Below are 19,835 nucleotides of genomic sequence, written 5' to 3'. Positions count from 1 at the left end.
CACTCCATCTTGTTCATCCCTGCCCCATCATTGCTGCTGCTGGCTTTAATGCTTTCAACTGTGTTGTCGGGCTGTTGGAGCGAAAAACAACCAAACAAATCCGCCAAAGTATATATCGACCAGCACGATGGCCGGTATACTGTTATCAGAAACGGAAAACCCTACAATATCAGGGGTGCAGGAGGGTACTCGCATTTCCGTGAACTCCACGCCGCCGGCGGAAATACCCTCCGAACCTGGGATACCACAAACCTTGAACAAATTCTTGATAGTGCCCAAAGGTATAATGTGGCAGTGATCGTTGGCCTTCCGATACCCAATAGCGGCGATATCTCTTTTTATAATAATCCTCAATTTACCCAAACCCGGTACCGGGCCATACAATCGGTTATCAGACGGTTCAGAAACCATCCTGCGGTACTGATGTGGTGCCTCGGGAATGAGCTGGACTTCCCTTATAAATGGACATACGGAGATTTTTACAACTCGTTCAACGAGCTTACCGATATGATCCACACGGAGGATCCCGACCACCCGGTCACAACCACCGTCCTGAATTTCAACAAAAAATACATTTTCAATATCCTGCTCCGGTGCGACGTCGATCTGATCTCTTTCAATATTTTCAGCACGCTGCCATTGCTGCGCGGAAATCTCGAGGATCTGGCCTGGTTCTGGAAAGGCCCCTACATGTTGCTCGAATGGGGTATCAACGGCCCATGGCAGGGAACGGAACAGACTGCCTGGGGCGCATACATCGAAGATACCAGCAAAAAGAAAGCCGATATTTATAAGGAGCGTTACCGACGGTACATGCCCCTGAAAGACCCGCGTTTTTTGGGCGCCTGTGTTTTCTTCTGGGGACACAAGCAGGAAACTACCCATACGTGGTTCAGCATTTTCGATGAAAACGGCAATGCTTCGGCGACCGTAGGTGCGATGGAGGCGCTATGGACCGGCAAGCCGTCGCCGGTTGTTTATCCCGAGATAAAATATATGCTGCTAAATGGCCAGGGCGCGAGAGATAATGTGCTGCTGAACCCGTCGGTTCCCGCATCGGCGGAAGTGCTGTTGTTCAAAGGACACGACCGCATCCGTTCGATCCGTTGGCAGGTCTTTCGGGAAGACTGGTACCGCGAAAACCAGATCAACAGCACCCGGAAACTGATCCCGATCGCTACGGCGGAAAGCCCGGGAAAAAATCTAAGGCTGACCTTTCCGACGCCACCGCAGGAAGGACCATACCGGATTTTTGCAACGATTTATGACGATGAGGGAAATTTCGCTTCGTGTAACACTCCATTTTATGTCGTAGGGGCGCTATGAAGCAAGCATTATATGTAAAACCTCCCACCCGAAAGCAACTGGTCATGTTGCGGCTGATGATCTTCTTCGGATTGGTCTCGATGGGATTTTTTCTCTCCAGTATCCTCTCTGGCGCAGTCAGGGGCTATGCGCCTTTGTATTGGATGCTCGTTGTGACGTTCGTTTTCACCTGCCTGAAGGTATTGCATGAATGGTACCATTACCTGTTCATCACCGTTCCACCAACGCCACCGCTGACTCGCCGGTACACGGTCGACATTTTCACGACTTTCTGCGCCGGAGAGCCTTATGAAATGATCGTCGAGACGCTGACTGCTATTCAGGCTATTACCTATCCGCACGAAACTTACTTGTGCGACGAAGCCGACGATCCTTACCTGCGGGACGTGTGCGCGCAACTGGGTGTACATCACGTAACGCGCACGGACAAGCGGAACGCCAAAGCCGGGAATATCAACAATGCATTAAGCATTTCCAAAGGAGAACTTTGTGTGGTACTCGACCCGGATCACGTCCCCTTCCCCAATTTCCTCGATCCGATCGTCTCGCATTTCGACAACCCCGAAATCGGCTACGTGCAAGTTGTGCAAGCCTATAAGAATCACGACGAAAGTCTTATCGCCAAAGGTGCCGCCCAGCAGACCTACCAGTTTTACGGCCCGATGATGATGACCATGAATCACTACGGGACGGTGCTGGCCATCGGGGCGAACTGTACTTTCCGCCGGACTGCGCTGGAATCCATAGGTGGCCATGCGGCGGGACTGGCAGAAGACATGCATACCTCGATGCAGTTGCATGCAAAGGGCTGGCAGTCGGCGTATGTACCTGCCGTGCTGGCACGCGGGCTGGTACCTTCGACATTGTCGGCCTATTACAAGCAGCAGCTTAAATGGTCGCGAGGGGTGTTCGACCTCTTTGTCCACGTGTATCCGAAACTCTTCTCGAAGTTCACGTGGAGACAGCGCCTTCATTACGGTACGATACCGTTGCATTATTTATCCGGCTTTGTTTTCCTGGCCAATTTCCTTATCCCTCTTCTGGCGCTGGTATTCGACGTAAGCCCGATGCATTTCGATCTCACCGACTTCCTTCTGGCCAGTCTGCCGATGGTTTCCTGCATCGTCCTCATCCGGCATTTCGTGCAATGGTGGGTAATGGAGGATGAAGAACGCGGATTTCACGTGGTAGGCGGTCTGCTGATGATCGGAACGTGGTGGATTTTCATTCTGGGCGTTCTGTACACGATTTCGGGCAAAAAAATCCCTTATGTACCTACGCCTAAGGATGGTAATGAAGCCAACAACTGGCCTTTGAATATCCCTAACCTGGTGGTATTGGGCACATCTTTACTGGCCATTGTCTACGGCCTGTATCAGGACCTGAACCCCTACAACCTGATTATGGCTGGGTTTGCGGGGCTGAACTGTTTCTTCATGTGCTTCACCATCGCAGCGAGCCGGCAGCAGCAACTCCGTCAATTTTCAGGCTCCTCGCGTTTCCTAAACTCCGCATTCGCGGCGATCAAGGAATTGAAGGGCAATTTCTGGATTTTGCGTCGGCGCATTTACAGTGGCGTGCGAACCTCGGCCTTCCTGATCACTCTACTGCTTATCAGCCTCATTATTTACTTCAGACGTTTCAATCCCCAGTTTGAAAATAGTCTGGCCGTCGCCAGCGAAAACCAGGCATACGCGCTCAGCCTAAAAAAACGTCCACCACAGCAACCTGACATTCCGGCTCTCTTTCGCGCAATGGGGGTTCGTGAGCCGGACACAACAAGTTCACAAAAATCCATCGCATTTTTCAAAGGAACGCGGGGGGTGAACTATACCAAAGGCCACAACTGGTCGCGTCGTTACCCGGCATTTACAAAGCATGAGCTCGAAGCGGACCTCGCTCAAATGCGCCAGACAGGCATCAACGCGATCCGGCATTTCGGCCCCGGTATTTATGACTACAATATCCTGAGGGCCACAAGACGAGCCGGAATCCGGGTGCATTATACTTTTTGGGTACCCGAAACACTTGATTTTGCAGCGGACAAAGACGGCGCCGAAGATTTTGCCAGCGAGATATTGGCCACTGTGAGCCGCCTCCGATATCAAAAGCACATTGAATCCTGGAACATTGGTAATGCGGCCATTCAACGCCATCTCCGTTCAGAAAGTACCGCGGAGCAAAAGCAATATTTATATTGGTTAAAAGGAACCAGCGAAGCCATAAAAAGGATCGACGGTTCTCGCCCGGTCACTGTAGACATTGTACTCAATGCCGAAACACAAAAGCTTGCCTATCTGATCAGGCAGGTAGCGCCTGGAATCGATGGATTAGGGCTTGTTTTGACGGATAATCAAAAGAAACCCGATGAAGCCACCCTACGGAAGATCAATGCCCCTTGCTATTTCAGCTACATTGGCGCTGAGCCATTCGCGGGTGTTCGCGAATGGCAGGCCGGGACATTTATTTCCAACTGGCAGGACGAAAAGATCGTTGAGCACGTAAGTTTCGATGGCCTGCACGACTATGCGGGTCGGCCGAAGTATTCGTTGCAAATGCTGAAATCAATATGGAACGGGGGAGATAGTCCGTCACCTGCCCCACATTTCAAAATCCTCAAACCAGCCGTGGGTACATTTGAAGGCTCCATGCAGGACTACCATGCGATTATGCGGCAAAATGGCCAATGGAAAGTCCTTAAGGGGCCAACGAACGGTATTCGGTTTGAATGGAAACTTGTCAGAACGGATGGTTTTAACAATCCCGTCGAAATGACCGATGTCGGGAACGGGGCTCGATTGACTCTGACCATTCCGAAACATCCTTCCCTCTATCAGTTGTACCTGTACGTGCTACAAGGAGAGAAGGTGAGTGAGATCATCAAATCACAGCTGAATACACCGCTGGAACCGGCGCAAAAGTCCCAGGTTGATTAACGTCCGGATTCCAGTGCACGCACAAAGCGGTTAAACGTGGACTTGCTGATCCCCCAATCCGGCGCGGGTATATCCCCCCAAACTTTTGGATTATCAGCGAGATTGAAATAGCACGCACCTACAACCTCCCGATGGGCTGTCAATGTCACTGCGGCTTGTTCGAGCCATTCGGCCTGAAAGTCTTCCGGGCCTTTTACACCGAATTCCGTAATAAAAATGGGTTTAGAGGCAAAACGCATACGCCACGCCTTGCGATCGAAAATCCTCTGAAAAGATTCCTGCCTTGCCGGATCGGTAATATTCTTGTCGGGCAGGCCGTAAATGGCGATACTGACGAAATCGACTACATCACCGCCCGGATACCACTCCATGGAACCCCGGTCACCAGCAGGCCCCCAAACTTTTTTCACGTTTTCAATGCCCTTTCCGAGTTCCATAAAATGCCGGAAGGCTTTGATATACAAAACAGGGTCCTGGCTTTGCCATGAATACCTGTGAATCGGTATTTCCATTTCATGAGCAAAACGAACGTAAACCGGGACATTAGTCCTCGATATCGTACGAAACAGCGATTTGAACTCCTCGTCGTAAACACCCAAAACAGTATTCTGCAACACGGCGGAGTCCTTTCGGGCCTTGCCGTCCCGCCAGGGCTCTACCGACACGATTACCTGATGTCCGCGTCGCACAACCGCATCGAAATCCCTCTCGAAGCTGCCTGTTTGAATATTCACCAGGTCGACAAACAAATGCTCCACCCGCACGTCTTTGGAACCCGTCAGTGCCTGCCTGGGATCATACACTCCCAAAAGCGGCAACGCATTTGCGGGCCTGCCTTTTGGTTGATTAATCACATATTTTTGAAAAAGCCACGCAGAATCGCCCTGGTTCTCTTTTGAGGCTGCTTTCAGATCGACTTGCAGCCCATTCACAAGACTATCGCCACCGGAAGCCAACACCCAAACCGGTTTATTCATAAACCTCGTCCGGATTAATTTTCTCCGGAGTTCCGTCCGCCGGTTGGGATCCTTTGGAAAAGCTGTCGCCGAGAGTTCACTCTGGCCATTTATCGAAATTCCGATGGCATCGACCACATCATCTCCCGGCCAGTATTCCTCCGTCCCCGGATAACCGGCTGGCGACCACATGATTTGTACCGAAGGCTTTGCATTTCTGCAAGTTTTGGCAACATGCCTGAATGCCTTTATGTAATCGGCTGGAGATTGGTATTGCCATGAATAGCGTTGCACGGGCACCTCCATATCAGGGTCCCAGCGCAGGTAAACACGTTTTGTAGAAGGCAGAAGCCCGCACAATGAGCGCAGCGCGTCATCAAATTCACCATCTGCTACCATACCCAGCGCGCCTTCCTGTCCGGCCACGACCGTTAGCAACAAGTCCTTGTCCTCAGCGAGGCCTTTCAATGCCGCAGCAAGTGGTGCATCTGTGGTATTTGGGTGAAGCTGAATTGAAATATGGTGGAGACCCGGATTACTCACCCCAAAAGAATCCGCCCGATTGATGTATCCCACCAGCTGCTCTGCAAAAGCGGCATTCAGCACATCCTTGGAGTAACTGTCCGGTTTAAAAAGCGAGGAGAACCGCATAAAATAGATTACTAAGGTAGCGGTCAATATGAGCCCCGCGATGAGCAAAACACGTTTTAATTTCATAAAACCCCGGAAAAGATACATAAGGGGTTAAGTTAGCAAATTCAGTGATTCGCGAAGCGAAAGAGTTCGGGTATATATAAAAACAGAACCGGGCAATAATCAGACTATCATGTCCAACCTTGCCCGGTATTCAGTGTGTGCGTTATTTATCTCCTATTCAGTGCCTGATGTAAAAAAACTTAACCTTTGCTTTAAACCAGCTCGCTTTCATATTGCATTCCGATGTGTGCTGGCGGGTAGCTGAGAATACGGTTAAATTCGGTAATTGCCTGGTTGATCTGACGTTGCGTGATTCCGCTGTATTCCATCAGAATGACTTTGGCCTGTTGTGCGCTGGACCGCTTCATTTTCCAGTATTGAGGGTGATTAACCCCGATTGGTGTGCGAAAGTACTTCTCTTTGGGTTCGCGGATTAAAATCTCGCAATCGGTATCGCGCTGCGGATTATCGTGGAGGAAGTAACTCTTTACGACGACTTTAACCTCCCTGCCGCTTTTTAGTTGGAAAATTTTCTCGTGAATCATGACTGTCTTTTTAACAATTAAGGATCGATGAATATGCTGAACTGCTGACCAAGTTTCCGGCTTCCTTAAAACTTTCATACCAGCAGCGCTTGAAAAACTTGTACAAACTTCGCTGCTGCCATGGACATTCCGGCAAATTGATTAGTAAACGGTCGATTCAATGATCCTTCGGTAACGATCTGATTGATAGGCAAGTAAATTTACGCATTGCCTTAATCAATTACGTGTCCCACAAATTGCGCGGTGTTGTCCAGAATCTTCCCGCCCCGCCTGAACCCAAGCCCGCACGCTTCGCCCGCGTAGAACACCCCTGCCTGATAGGTATGGCCGTCAGCGTCAGTTGGCAGTTCAACATACTCCTGGTAAATGCGTGATTGCCCGTCGTATTCTCCCGCCGCAGTTTCCAACACCTCGCCGCCTTTGTCGTGAATGGCAACATTAGCGCCCTCCCGGCCCAGCAACACCTTGCTCACCGATTTTTTGTGCGATAGCAGGTAACGTTCGGTTTGTAGCAGTAATGGATGATATGGGTAAAGGTCCCACAGGATTTTCAGAATGTATTTGGACTGGAACAACAATGTATAGGCCGGGTTCAGAACCACTGCCTTTCTGTTTTTTACGATTTCCGTCAGCATTGCCGCCAATTCCGGCTCGTCGGTGCCGATGTACTCCCATGGCACCAGTTTGAACCAGAAATCAAACCGGACAAAATGCCCGTGTTCCGCTTCCTGGTAAAATATCCCCTCGCCATTGGAAAACTCTACATCCTCGACATAGGCGAATTCGACGTCGAATCCAGCTTCCTTCGCCGCCCCCATCAGCACAGCAACATTGGTATCGTCTTCGGGATAACCGCGCATTGACGAGAATAACATTGAAGGGCTGAGGTCGGCGTTTTCTTCTTTTAAATAAACAAACTGGCCTACCAACGTTTCAAAAACCGTATTAAACTGCTTCGATTCGTCCATTCCGTTCATACGCAAATGCGCCCATTGCACAACCGCCGTTTCAGGAATGCAGGTAGCTGTGTCGGCATTGAACTCTATCAGCTTGACCGGCTCGTCGTCAAAGCCTCCGGCGAGATCGAAACGACCATAGAGATGGATTTGCCGGTCGTCGCTCCACGAGACTTTGATCAGATCAATGAGGTTCTCAGGGATCCCCATTTCTTTGAAAAGATCCTGATCGATCGCATACTGCCCCGCCTCAACCAGCATATCATATAATGTACCCGCCGCCTCATAATAGCTTTCGGCCTGCTGCTCGGTTACGACGACCATATCATTCACCACATAAGGTGTCGTGTCTGTACCAAGCGCCCAGTCCCAGCCGGCTTTTTGCAATGCATCCTGTGGCGGATTGGGCAGTGATTTCAATTTTACCATCGTTGGAATTTAAAGTTCATAAAGTCAAGCGTGATGAGTTTAGGGTTAATGAGTTTATGAGTAAGGCGATAGGTCCATGAACAGTTAACGCATGGACTTTTAACTCATAAACTCTAAACTTCCTAGCCCCCACTTCGCCCCGACAACCTTCCGAAGAAACCTTTACGGCCTCCCGCAGGCCTCGTCGTGACTGTCCGCACGGAGCGAGAAGTTTCCACGCCCAACGCTGCGCTGCGTGAGCTCGCCCACGCGCCGGGGTTAGCGTAATACGACCTGCTTCGCTCCGCGCCCATCCTGTCGCGGTAGTTGTTCATATAAGAATAGGAAGAGTTCCGGCCGAGCAGGTACCCCATTCCGCCATAAAGCAGCATGCTCGAAAGTCCGCTGTGATAACCCATGTGCGGGTTCGACCGGATTTCCTGGTCGATCAACGCCTTGGCTGCCATGGGGTTGAGCGTATCTTTGTGGCCATCCAGGTAGGAAACGATCGCCATCGAACTATCTGCCGGAACGTTTTCTTCGCTGATGATCTTGAATTCGCCCGGGCTTACTTCTTTGATATGTGACCTGATCCCCTTTCCGTAAGTCGTCTCTTCATAACTGTAATCTGATTCGTCATCATTCGAAGAACAGGAAACAAGCGCCGTTCCCGACAGCAATGCCAGCGCCAATGCACCGCCCATGCTGATATCTTTCACCTTCCTGATAAAAGAACCCTTTCGTAACTGTATCATAATGTTGATTTTCTGTTGAGGATTTCTCAAAAGTAATGCATGAAAACTGCCGCAGGGCCATGAATCGTGTCAATGGTTTTTCCGGTGGATATCGTAACCTACGGACTTACAGGCGGCAAAAAAAATTGAGCATAACCGGCAACTCAGCCAGCTATGCTCAATGTACATTAATGAATAACAATATCAGGCCTTTTTCGCGATTTTCTCGATCGCGCCTACCAGCTTATCCAGGTCGCTCGTTTTCGTGTACACGTGCGGCGTCACGCGCACGCAATGGATGTTTTCCCAGTTGATACCCACTGTGTGGATCTGATAGTCTTTCATCAGCCTGCCGTCGAGCTCCTCGGGTTTCATACCCTCGATACTTACACCGGCTATCGCACAGGAAAATTCCGGTTTTAGGGAGGTATGGATTTTCACGCCCGGAATTTGCGCGGCTTTTTCAGCCCAGTATTTTTTCAGGTAATGGATCCGGTCCTGCTTTCGCTTGCTACCAATGCCTTCCTGGAAATTGATTGCTTCCCCAATGGCCTGCTCGATCGGAAAGCTGCGCGTACCGAGCGTTTCAAACTTGCGGATATTGCCACTTTTCGGTTCGCTGTTACAAAGCAACGGCCATATTTTCTCGATTTTATCCTTCTTGATCCACATCATGCCGCTCCCTACCGGCGCGCTCAGAAACTTGTGCAGGCTGGTGCCGAAATAGTCGCATTCCAAATCAGGGATTTTATAATCGAGCAAACCGAATGTATGCGCGCCGTCGCACACTACTTCGATGCCTTTGGTGTGCGCCATTTGGGCAATCTTTTTCACGGGCATGATCTGGCCCACCCAGTTGATAATGTGGGTTACGTGAATGATTTTAGTCCTTGGCGTAATTGCATCAGCATAGGCTTTCACGATCTGCTCGTCATTTTCAATGGGGAAATCGAAGGACAGCTGCTTGTAGACGATGCCATCCCGCATCTGGCGCTGTTTGTATGCCTGCACCATATTCGGGTAGTCCTGCAGAGTACCTATCACTTCATCGCCTTTTTCGAGCGGCAGACCGAAAATAATGGTATTCAATGCTTCGGTCGCATTGCGGTTGATCGCGATTTCCTCCGCATCGGTACCTGCGAGCCTCGCCAGGCGCTGACGGAGCGGTTCGCGCCCTTTGTCGATAATGCGCCACATATAGTACGACGGGCCCTGCGCAGCAGCTTTGTTATATTTGTCCAAAGCCTCCTGTACTACGGTCGGCGAGGGAGAAACGCCTCCATTGTTGAGGATAATGATTTCGCTTTTGCTCGCTGTGTAAGCATCCTGGATTACGGACCAGTACTCTTCGTTGCTTTCGCTGGCTGGGTTCCAAATTTTTTCTGCTTCGAGGAATTGTTCGGCGTGAAGCTGATTGAAAAGGCTGTTGATCCCGAAAGCACCCATACCGAGGGCAGCACTCTTCCGGAAAAAAGAACGGCGGTTGTTCATAAAATTTTATTTAAGGAATAGTATTGGAGTGAAGTACAATATATTGAATATCTACTTCAAACCCAACTACTCAGCCCCTAAACCGTCGTTTACAGTCGCCTGTTTCAACCATTCGTAGGTGTTGGCGGGCATAGGCAGCCCGTCGACATCGAGTTGAAGGAACATCAAATGCAAATGCGTCGGCGAACGCTTTTGATACGCATTGTAGCCCGAGCGGCCCATTTCCGAAATCTTGTCGCCTGCATTGACCCACTGACCAGGTTGTACCTCCACAATATTATTATGCGCATAGTAAAACAGACCGTCCAGGCATGGATCGTAAATCCATATCCAGTTGCCACCGCGGTACTCGCTGTCGTACTTCCAGCTTGTTTCGGTGGCTACGACAAGACCCGAAGTGAATGCAAGCACGTCGATCGGCTGCCAGGTCCGGTCGTCGAGTACGTCCTGGTCTTTGTCGCGTACAAAAAGATCGTGGGCGGGATGGCTGCCGGTCACATTCATATCGAAAAGATCAAAACCATTGGGGCGGTAGCCGCGGCCTCCCGCTCCTACCGACTCCCTGGCCGTATAACCCCTTATGGGATAAACGAAATAGGATGAGTCAATTGACCTGCAAGTATCCCTTCTGAATTCAGCCCTGAGGTTCCGCATTACAGCTCCAAATGCCGCACGCGCCGAGTCGGGGGTGATCACATTATCGCGGATATCCATCTGGATCTGATGGAAAACTGCACAGTATTCCGCAATTTTATCGGAAGATTCACTCTGGTTTGTCAAACCGGCCATACAGATCACCAACACAATCCCGGCAATTCTTTTAAACGTCATCAACAATACATTAATCAACCCTTTTTCTTTCACTTAAACCTTGTTTTGAAGAACGATAGCGAGAAGGCTCACTAATAAAAAAGCCTTGCAAAGGTACCCGTTCTATGTTAAATAAATGCAGAGAAGTTCTTTATTGGTCAAACACTAAAAACAGATTACAATGCAAAAACGTCGTTTTGGACGAACTGGCTGGGAAATCAGCGAAGTAGGTTATGGAATGTGGGGACTGGCGGGCTGGACGGGCTCCGACCGCAAGGAAACGGATGACTCTCTCAACCTGGCCGTCGAATCAGGTGTCAATTTCTTCGATACCGCCTGGGGCTACGGCGAAGGCCTGAGCGAGCGCATCCTCGGCGAGCTGATTAAACGCTATCCCGACAAGAAGCTTTACGCCGCTACCAAGATTCCACCTAAAAACCGCCAATGGCCATCGCGCCCCGAATTCACGTTGAAAGACGTATTCCCTGCCGATTACATTGTGGAATACACCGAAAAAAGCCTTCAAAACCTCGGTACCGAGCAAATTGACCTCCTGCAATTCCACGTATGGGAAGACGCCTGGGCGGAGGAAGACGAATGGAAAGAAGCCATTCAAAAGTTGACGAAAGAAGGAAAAGTAGGTGCCTGGGGTATCAGTATCAACCGTTGGGAGCCGGACAATGCATTGAAAACGCTCGAAACTGGCCTGATCGACGCCGTGCAGGTGATTTATAACATTTTCGACCAGGCGCCGGAGGATAATTTATTCCCCCTCTGCCGGAAGCTCGACATCGGCGTGATTGCCCGCGTGCCGTTCGACGAGGGAACGTTGACCGGAACGCTGACCAAAGAAACCACTTTCCCCGCCAACGACTGGCGCTCGACCTATTTCGTGCCTGAAAACCTGAATGCGAGCGTAGATCATGCGGAAGCATTGCGCGCCGACATTCCGGCAGGCATGACGATGGCAGAACTCGCTTTGCGTTTCATCCTTAACAACCCCGACGTGCATACGACGATCCCGGGCATGCGCAGACTTCAAAATGTACGCGCCAACGTTGCCGTGAGCGATGGCACGAAGCTCGATCCGGCAGTGGCCGAAAAAATGAAAGCCCACCGCTGGGACCGCCAGCCTACCAAATGGTCGCAATAGCTGTTTAAACAAGATGCCTTCCACCACCGGAAGGCATTTTGTTTTTGAATGCGCGGAATCCTTAACGATACAACTTGCTATCGACCGAAAACCGCCCGGGGCCGGTAAGGAACAACGTAATATAAGGAATGAGGAACAACAGCGCGTGTTCTTTCATATCGAACGGGTCTTTGGCGTGCACAATCGCCACGACCACAATCATTGTGACTATCAGCGGAATGAGTGCCGCACGTGTTCCGAGGCCGAGGATAATCAGGATCGAACAACCGAACTCGGCACAAATTGTGAGTACATACGAAAGTTCCTCACCAATCCCGATCGGGTCGGCGAACGAATGGTCGCCGCTAAGGAACGTTGTAAGCTTGGCATAACCGTGCGTCAGCATGAGGCAGGAAACCCCAACCCGCAGGATCAGAACAGCCCAATCCACCGATCCAGGCAGTTTAATCGGTCTCAGAAATCTTTTAAGCATAGTGAGTTAATTTGGTTTATCAATGAATTCGCAAAGGTTACAACCAATGCCGTGCCGAAGATAGTTTCCCATTCGGTTTCCTGTAACCGAATTTTTAATTTTCATATATCAAGTTTTATTTTTAGGTTTGTCTAAATTTATATTCAGAGAAAAGGAAATTAATAATTCGACCATACTATGATACTACGCATACTCTTATTGCTCAGTTGCTTGCCATTTACCGTCTGCGCACAGTTTTCACTTTCCGGAAAGATTTCACTGGAAGGTCAGAGTGATCCGGCATTCGGCGCGTCGATCTATATCGATGAATTGAAAACCGGAACAACGGCGGATACTGCAGGCTATTTTCGCCTGAACGGCATTCCTAAGGGTAGCTATACGATTCGCGTCAGCTACATTTCGTTGCCCACCATCACCGAAAAGAATGTGCGGATCGACCGGGACCTCAGAAGGAATTTTGTCATGAAATCGGGCGCCAATGCATTGGAAGAGGTGGTTGTGACTGGTACAATGAAGGAAGTCTCGAAACTCGACAGCCCTGTACCGGTTGATATAATTACCTCCAAATTCCTCTACAAAAACCCGGTTCCCAGCATATTTGAAGGATTAAGTTACGTAAATGGCGTGCGGCCGCAACTGAACTGCAACGTCTGCAACACCGGTGATATCCACATCAACGGGCTGGAAGGTCCCTACACCATGGTACTGATCGACGGCATGCCGATGGTAAGCGGACTTTCGACGGTTTACGGTCTTTCGGGCATCCCAAACAGCCTGATCGAGCGTGTAGAAATCGTGAAAGGGCCGGCGTCTACACTGTATGGTTCGGAGGCGGTAGGCGGGCTGATCAACATTATCACCAAAAATCCATCCAAAGCGCCCCTCTTATCTGCCGACGTTTTCAGCACCACCTGGCGCGATTACAATGTGGATCTTGGTATCAAGTTTACTCCCAGCGAAAAAAGCAGTTCGTTGCTCGGTATCAACTATTTTAACTATCAAAACCCGGTCGACAATAATAACGACGGCTTCACGGATCTCACGCTTCAGAACCGCATTTCGATCTTCAACAAATGGTCGTTCGACCTGAAAAACAACCGGCAGGCCAATGTGGCGGCCCGTTACTATTATGAGGACCGCTGGGGCGGGCAAATGCAATGGAACCGGTCGTACCGGGGTGGTGACCAGGTTTATGGAGAGAGTATTTATACCAAACGTTTTGAATTGCTCGGCAACTATCAGCTCCCGACGACGGAAAAAGTGACGCTCCAATACTCTTTTAGCTCCCATAACCAGAATTCGGCATATGGCCATGTTCCTTTCAATGCCGACCAGAAAATCGTATTCGCGCAGTTTTTGTGGGACAAAGAGATAGGGAAGCACAGCCTGCTGATGGGGACTCCATTTCGCTACACATTTTATAATGATAATACGCCAGCTACCCGTTACGCCGACGGCCAGGACCACGCCGACAAGATTTACCTGCCCGGCATATTTATCCAGGACGAGATTAAAAGTGGTCCGCATTCCATTCTGTTAGGCGCGCGTTACGACTACAATAGTCGTCATGGAAGCATTTTCACTCCGAGAGCGGCCTATAAATATAAATTTAATCAAACCGATGTAGTCCGGCTGAATATCGGCCGCGGTTTCCGGATCGTGAACCTGTTTACCGAAGATCATGCCGCGCTGACCGGCTCGCGCGAGGTGATTTTGAAGGAAGCGTTGAAACCCGAACAAAGCTGGAATGGAAATATCAACTTCGTCAAGAAGATCGTTACCGGCAATTCGTTTATCGGCATCGACGCTTCGGTATTTTATACACACTTCACTAACCGCATCCTGCCCGATTACGATACCAACCCTAACGAGATTATTTACGATAACCTCGACGGTTACGCGGTTTCCAAAGGCATTAGTCTCAACCTCGATTTCAATTTCCCCTTCCCATTGAAGATCATTGCGGGCGGTACTTACATGGATAACTACCAGAAAGAAAACGGCGTGCGTTTCAGGCCCGTTCTTACCGAGAAATTCACCGGTACCTGGTCGGTTTCCTACGAAATGCAGAAGGCCGGGCTCTCGTTCGACTATACCGGTAACATCTACGGTCCTATGCGCCTGCCGATCCTGAGCGACGACGATCCGCGCGCCGCGAATTCGCCGGTATGGTCTTTGCAGAACATCCAGATGACCAAAAAATTTGATAATGGACTGGAAATTTACGGGGGTGTCAAAAACCTGCTCAACTTCACGCCGCCCGCCAATTCGATCGCCCGCGCGAATGATCCGTTCGACAAAAACGTAAAATTCGACGAGCAAGGACAGGTAATTGCCACGCCCGACAACCCCTACCGATTAACCTTCGACCCATCCTATGTTTTTGCGCCAAACCAGGGCATAAGGGCATTTTTGGGGGTCAGGTACACGCTCAGATGAGGCGGAGGCGCCTTAACGAAAAATGTCGAAAGAAATGTTATTATATGACTTTTCAAAGATCGAAAACATTTAGCATGTTGATATTCATTGATTTGAATAATTTTTGATTGTATCTTTGAGCCATCAACTAATTAACACTACTTATTATGGCATTAGCAAAACAGTTTGTAAAGAGTAAATCTGTTTACAAGGTAACGTTTACAGTTCCTGCTGAGGCGGCATCGGAAGCGAAGAAAGTTGCTCTTGTGGGCGAGTTCAATGGCTGGAACCCGGAAGAAGCCATCGCATTGAAAAAACAAAAAGACGGTTCTTTTAAAACCAGCCTCGAACTGGGGGCCGGAGAATATCAGTTCCGTTATATCCTCGACGGTGAGAAGTGGGAAAATGACTGGGAAGCAGACAAATACGTTCCCGCAGGCGTTGACGCTACCGAGAATTCGGTGGTGGTACTTTAATGGCTGTAAGCTTTAGGCCTTAGGCCATAAGCAAAAAACCGGGAAGCATTTCCCGGTTTTTTAATGCCTATAGTTATATTAAGCCTATTGCTTATAGCTTACAGCTTAAAGCTATATCGCGAAACTATCGCTCTCCACGTATGCTTTAATCAGCGCTTCCTCTCCTTCTTTTCCTTGCTGAGAATTGCCGTGTTCCATACCCATGATGAACGACTTTCCTTCTTTTTTGCTCCGGTCGTAGATGTATTTGAAGATGTTTTTGTAGTTGATCTCGCCGGTTGTCGGCTCTTTACGGCCGGGCTCGTCGCCGATCTGGAAGTAGTCGATCTCGCTCCACGTCCGGTCGATATTGTAGATGAGGCGGCCTTCGTTTTTCTGCATGTGGTAAATGTCGTACAGGATTTTGCACGACTTGCTGTTCACACCGCGGCAGATCTCGTAAGTCTGATCAGAAGTTCTCAGGAACAAATTCGGTGAGTCGCTCAGCGGTTCGAGTACCATTACCAGCCCGTGTGGTTCCAGGATTTCCGCTCCCCGTCGCAATGCATCGATCACATGGCCTGTCTGCACACCGATGGGCAGGTTTCTTTCAAAATCGCCCGGTACGACCGTCATCCACTTCGCATTTACGCGTTTCGCCACTTCCACCGCTTTTTTACAGCCATTGAGGAAGATATCGATATATTCTTTTTTGCCCGCAGCAAGCGTATTGGCGCCATTGCCGCCCTTATCTACCACAAACACACCCATTTCCATACCCAAACGGCTCATTTCTTTGGCAATGGCCTCCTGCTGCTCCACCGGACGGCCCATCATACCATTGTCTTCCAATGCCATGAATCCCTGGTCTGCCATAAATTTAAGCTGGTCGATCACATCTTTTCCGGCGCTGTTCTGGAACATGCCGAAGTGAGAAGCGTATTTTAGCTTAAACTTGTTTTTGGCCATCGGAGCGGAGGCAAATGCATCCCCTGCTACGATTGCGGCACCAGCCAAACCAAGGGTAGATTTTACAAAATTTCTGCGGAGCATAAATGTTTCGATGTTTTTGTTTCAGATTGTAAAGATGTACAGTCCGGAAATATACCCCAAAATCGCCCCTGAATCTTCGTCCTATTGGTTCTTTCTCCGTTTCCGACGCTCCTTTTTACCACTTTTAGGTTGCTCTTCCGGTGTAGCGACCACCTCCTCCACGGGAGGTTTGGGGAAATATGGGGCCAGCTGCGCCTTGATTTCCTCCCGGAATGCATTCTTTACGCCTTCCAATGCCGCTTCTTTCACCTCGCCATCGATCTGGTTGGCTATGAGCAACTTCACAACCGCTTCCTCCCCCGGCCAGCTCGCGCCCAGGTATCGCGCGGCATCCTTCCGCACGCTGATCGGTTCTCCTGCATTTAATAACGTCGATCTTAACAGGTAAATAGATTCTGAACTGCCGACTGTCTGAATGGAAGCCAGCAAGGCCGATTTTTTCGTCTCATTCATACCGGCGAGTTTCTGGGTAACGTACGATATTCCCGCCTGTTCGAGCAGCAGCGCGCCTGCGTCGCGACCGATCACCTCGTCGGACTTGCTCAAAGCCAGCTTTAACAACCGGTCGTTTTCAGATTCGAGCTCATAGCGTGTCATGAGGTCGATATAGTGCTCAGTACCGTAAGTTTCGTCGAGAAGTTTGTTCAGCGCCGTCAACCCTTGTTGCGAGTTGGTTACAAATGATTTATCCAAATGCAGCAAGGCCAGTTTACTTACTTCGATCCGGTCGGAGGAGGGCACATTCAAAACACTCAATAGCGCCTGGGTTTTCTCATAACCTGCGTGGAAGAAGTCAAAGGAGCGGAAATAGCGCAGCCTGCTTTTGAAACTAACCGAGGTGTCAGCCGCCAGTTCACTCAAATATGGAATAGCCTTACGCGTGCGGGCGAGCCAGATAATGTCTTTTCCCGCGTCGGTCATCCACGGTTTCGGCCCCGACCTTTCCAGCCAGGCCGGAAACAGTCGTTCCCATTGGTCATAGGCTCCGATACTGAGCGCTTCGACCGTCCAGCGGTCGTTGCCTTTGTATCGTTTTGCCAATTGCAGCCACACGTCCAAAGCCTCATAGGTATGGTTATGGTTAATGGCCAATGCGCACTCGCGACGTACCTGAGGATCGGGATCGGAGGTTAGCCGCTTAATGTATTCCGTTGGATCGCTGTTGCGCTGGCGTACGGCGCGCAAGGCAGTAATGCGCAGGTTTGGGTTCAATTCACGAAAACCGATGTCGAGGTTTCGGTAGTTGAAACCCTCGATGCGGTTCAACACCCACAGGGCACGGGCCCGGAGTTTGGGGTTACCATTGTATAATCTGAAAAGCTCTTCCAAAAACGGCTCTGCCGCCCAGCCGTGCTTCACACACGCATTCCAGGCCAGGTAACGCTGCGACAAGTTCGGGCTTTGCAACGCTTTTACTGCTTGCTCGGGTATCGACAGGTCGAATACCGGAATTTTGTAAGGCGTCCCCGTTGGCGCAACACGGAAAATACGGCCCCGGCTGCGGTCTTTCATTTTATTGGAGCCGATCACGGGGTCATACCAGTCCGAAATGATGAGTGAACCGTCCGGCGCAACACAAACGTCAGTGGGCCGGAACCATTTATCGCGTTTGCCTTCCAGAACGGGAATAATGCCGGTGGATTTATAACCTGCACCATCATTCTGCACGGGGAAAGCACTCACATAGCCCTGACCGGCATCGGCGAGCAAAATCTGGTCCCAATAGCGGCGTGGCAGCAAATCGCCTTCGTAAATCGTCATACCCATTGGAAAACCGGAACCCGTTTCCAGCAAATCGGGCACTACGCCGGGATCATTCTGGTGCCAGTGGCGGCGCGGAATTTCATCTTCAAGATTTGTGCGGTTGAGACGCCAGCTTGCACCGGTTATTTCATCGATATAACCGAAATTACCATTCTCCATCACATACGACACTCGATCGCCCCCATTGCCCGGCTCCTCCTGGTCCGACTGCCACATCGTGCCGTAGCTATCCACAGCCACTTCCCAACCATTGCGAAAGTTTTCGGCCATGATCTCGACTTTGGTGAAATCCTGCTCGCAGCGGAAGACTACGCCTTGCTTATATTGCCTGAAATCAATGGGCCTCTCATATTTATCGAGCAGCGGGCGGTCCTGGCCATCCACTAACTGCCGACCGGCATTACCGAAGTTGAAATAAAACTTTCCATCCGGCCCGAACACAAATGAATGCACACCGGCATCATTTTGTGTTCCGCCAATTCCTTTGAACAGAACTTCTTTCGTATCGGCTTTATCATCGCCATTGGTATCGGTAAAAAGCCATACGTACGGGCTTTGCGAAACAATCGCCTTATTGCCCATCACCCAAATGCCCAGCGGCGCATTGAGCTCAGGGCCCTGGTAAAAGACCTTGGTAACATCTGCCTTACCATCGCCATCCTTATCCTCCATGATCACGATCCGGTCGCCCTGCCCGAGCTCCGATTTCCCATTCACGGCCGGCCGGTAGTTGTACGCCTCGCACGCCCACACGCGCCCGCGATGGTCGACATCGATGTTGATGGGGTTAATCACATTCGGTTCCGAGGCAAAGAGTGTCGCTTCGAGCCCGGCCGCCGCCTGCACGCCGGCTACGGCATTACGCGAAAATCGCCGTTCTGTCTCCGACAATGCCGCATAGGCGCTATCGGGATCAACAACTACCAATGAATCAACAACTTGACTAAAACCTTGGAATGAAAGGGAAATAAAAAGGCACGCAGCACACCACGCAGATCTCACGATAGGGAATTGTTTCAAAACGAATTTTTGATGATGCAGATAATTTCAAAAACGTTATAAAAATACCTCATGTTTCGGGATTTACGAAATGGAGTCTTTGAAAATTGTAACCTTTTGGCGATTTGAAGTGGCTTGATTTAGAAGTGAAAGGTGATTAAATTTAGGTACGATTCACATGCACTATCAGTTTATGAAAGAAAAAGTAAGGCATCCCATTGCCGTGAAGATTTACAAAAAAGCTGAAATCAAATTTGCTTTAAGTAATCTGCTGGTAGTCGACAAACTAACAGAGCAAGCCCAGAATCAACTTCTCGATGAGTTGCGCTTACTGGATGAAGACATAGAGATTTTAGAGAAGGTATTAAGACAATCGAAATAACGATCATGAAAGCGATGAAAAAGGAAGAGTTGACGCAAGCCTTGTATGACGCAAAAACGATGCCTGCTCTCACAAAAGCCAACGAGGAATGGCTCGCATTTTACCGAGCGGCGTCGGATGAGGACAAAGAATCCATGGGAAATGCAATGGTAGAATACAGTCATTGGCTACTTACCAAATCCAGAGAGTCACGGGAAGAATTTAAACAATTCATGGCCGAAGTCGAAGCTCTGAACCTTGAAGCCAATCAGCACGAATAACGCAAAAAGGAGCCTTTCGGC

General features: G+C 49.8%; 16 protein-coding genes. 7 read left to right on the top strand and 9 right to left on the bottom strand.

Annotated features, from left to right (window positions below; all coding sequences use genetic code 11):
- Positions 1-9 precede the first annotated feature (9 nt).
- A complete protein-coding gene (locus AAHB90_RS00080; RefSeq protein ID WP_342082864.1) occupies positions 10-1,326 on the top strand; it encodes a glycoside hydrolase family 2 TIM barrel-domain containing protein in 1,317 nt (438 codons plus the stop codon).
- Entirely contained in the window at positions 1,323-4,262 is a 2,940-nt protein-coding gene (locus AAHB90_RS00075) for a glycosyltransferase (RefSeq protein WP_342082863.1), read from the top strand. The genes AAHB90_RS00080 and AAHB90_RS00075 overlap by 4 nt, the downstream gene beginning before the upstream one ends.
- Here the strand turns inward: AAHB90_RS00075 and AAHB90_RS00070 are convergent.
- The 6 genes from AAHB90_RS00070 to AAHB90_RS00045 all read right to left on the bottom strand — a co-directional run bounded on the left by AAHB90_RS00070 (position 4,259) and on the right by AAHB90_RS00045 (position 10,879).
- A complete protein-coding gene (locus AAHB90_RS00070; protein WP_342082862.1) occupies positions 4,259-5,935 on the bottom strand; it encodes a glycosyl hydrolase in 1,677 nt (558 codons plus the stop codon). The two genes, AAHB90_RS00075 and AAHB90_RS00070, sit on opposite strands and share 4 nt — an antisense overlap.
- 191 nt (positions 5,936-6,126) lie before the next feature.
- The gene (locus AAHB90_RS00065) at positions 6,127-6,459 is read right to left on the bottom strand and encodes a hypothetical protein (protein ID WP_342082861.1); all 333 of its coding nucleotides are present in this window, start codon (positions 6,457-6,459) and stop codon (positions 6,127-6,129) included.
- A gap of 212 nt (positions 6,460-6,671) precedes the next feature.
- A complete protein-coding gene (locus AAHB90_RS00060; protein ID WP_342082860.1) occupies positions 6,672-7,844 on the bottom strand; it encodes a glutathionylspermidine synthase family protein in 1,173 nt (390 codons plus the stop codon).
- A gap of 122 nt (positions 7,845-7,966) precedes the next feature.
- Positions 7,967-8,578 (bottom strand): hypothetical protein, encoded by a 612-nt coding sequence (locus tag AAHB90_RS00055; RefSeq protein WP_342082859.1) that lies wholly within the window; start codon positions 8,576-8,578, stop codon positions 7,967-7,969.
- Between the two features lie 183 nt (positions 8,579-8,761).
- Positions 8,762-10,048 (bottom strand): aminotransferase class V-fold PLP-dependent enzyme, encoded by a 1,287-nt coding sequence (locus AAHB90_RS00050; RefSeq protein WP_342082858.1) that lies wholly within the window; start codon positions 10,046-10,048, stop codon positions 8,762-8,764.
- Positions 10,049-10,114: 66 nt separating this feature from the next.
- Entirely contained in the window at positions 10,115-10,879 is a 765-nt protein-coding gene (locus AAHB90_RS00045) for a M23 family metallopeptidase (RefSeq protein ID WP_342082857.1), read from the bottom strand.
- A 160-nt stretch (positions 10,880-11,039) separates the two neighbouring features.
- On the opposite strand from AAHB90_RS00045, the gene AAHB90_RS00040 reads away from it, so the two are divergent.
- Complete coding sequence (locus tag AAHB90_RS00040) at positions 11,040-12,011, top strand: aldo/keto reductase (RefSeq protein ID WP_342082856.1); 972 nt, start codon at positions 11,040-11,042, stop codon at positions 12,009-12,011.
- A 61-nt stretch (positions 12,012-12,072) separates the two neighbouring features.
- Here the strand turns inward: AAHB90_RS00040 and AAHB90_RS00035 are convergent, their stop codons facing one another.
- Positions 12,073-12,483: a DoxX family protein gene (locus AAHB90_RS00035; RefSeq protein ID WP_342082855.1), complete on the bottom strand. Its 411-nt coding sequence runs from the start codon at positions 12,481-12,483 to the stop codon at positions 12,073-12,075.
- A gap of 177 nt (positions 12,484-12,660) precedes the next feature.
- Between AAHB90_RS00035 and AAHB90_RS00030 the strand changes: the two genes are divergently transcribed.
- On the top strand, positions 12,661-14,922 hold the full coding sequence (locus AAHB90_RS00030) for a TonB-dependent receptor (protein ID WP_342082854.1): 2,262 nt from the start codon (positions 12,661-12,663) through the stop codon (positions 14,920-14,922).
- A gap of 146 nt (positions 14,923-15,068) precedes the next feature.
- Entirely contained in the window at positions 15,069-15,377 is a 309-nt protein-coding gene (locus tag AAHB90_RS00025) for an isoamylase early set domain-containing protein (RefSeq protein ID WP_342082853.1), read from the top strand.
- 111 nt (positions 15,378-15,488) lie between these two features.
- Here the strand turns inward: AAHB90_RS00025 and AAHB90_RS00020 are convergent, their stop codons facing one another.
- A complete protein-coding gene (locus AAHB90_RS00020) occupies positions 15,489-16,409 on the bottom strand; it encodes a hydroxypyruvate isomerase family protein (protein ID WP_342082852.1) in 921 nt (306 codons plus the stop codon).
- A gap of 81 nt (positions 16,410-16,490) precedes the next feature.
- The gene (locus AAHB90_RS00015; RefSeq protein WP_342082851.1) at positions 16,491-19,100 is read right to left on the bottom strand and encodes a PVC-type heme-binding CxxCH protein; all 2,610 of its coding nucleotides are present in this window, start codon (positions 19,098-19,100) and stop codon (positions 16,491-16,493) included.
- Positions 19,101-19,365: 265 nt separating this feature from the next.
- On the opposite strand from AAHB90_RS00015, the gene AAHB90_RS00010 reads away from it, so the two are divergent.
- Both AAHB90_RS00010 and AAHB90_RS00005 read left to right on the top strand, forming a co-directional pair.
- Positions 19,366-19,554: a hypothetical protein gene (locus tag AAHB90_RS00010; RefSeq protein ID WP_342082850.1), complete on the top strand. Its 189-nt coding sequence runs from the start codon at positions 19,366-19,368 to the stop codon at positions 19,552-19,554.
- A 5-nt stretch (positions 19,555-19,559) separates the two neighbouring features.
- Positions 19,560-19,814, top strand: coding sequence for a hypothetical protein (locus AAHB90_RS00005; protein ID WP_342082849.1), 255 nt, complete (start codon positions 19,560-19,562; stop codon positions 19,812-19,814).
- Positions 19,815-19,835: the final 21 nt, after the last annotated feature.

This window comes from Dyadobacter sp. OTU695 (genome assembly GCF_038440355.1).
Classification (GTDB): domain Bacteria; phylum Bacteroidota; class Bacteroidia; order Cytophagales; family Spirosomataceae; genus Dyadobacter.
Note: the sequence above shows the minus strand (reverse complement) of the source record. Positions and strands in the feature narration are given on the sequence as shown.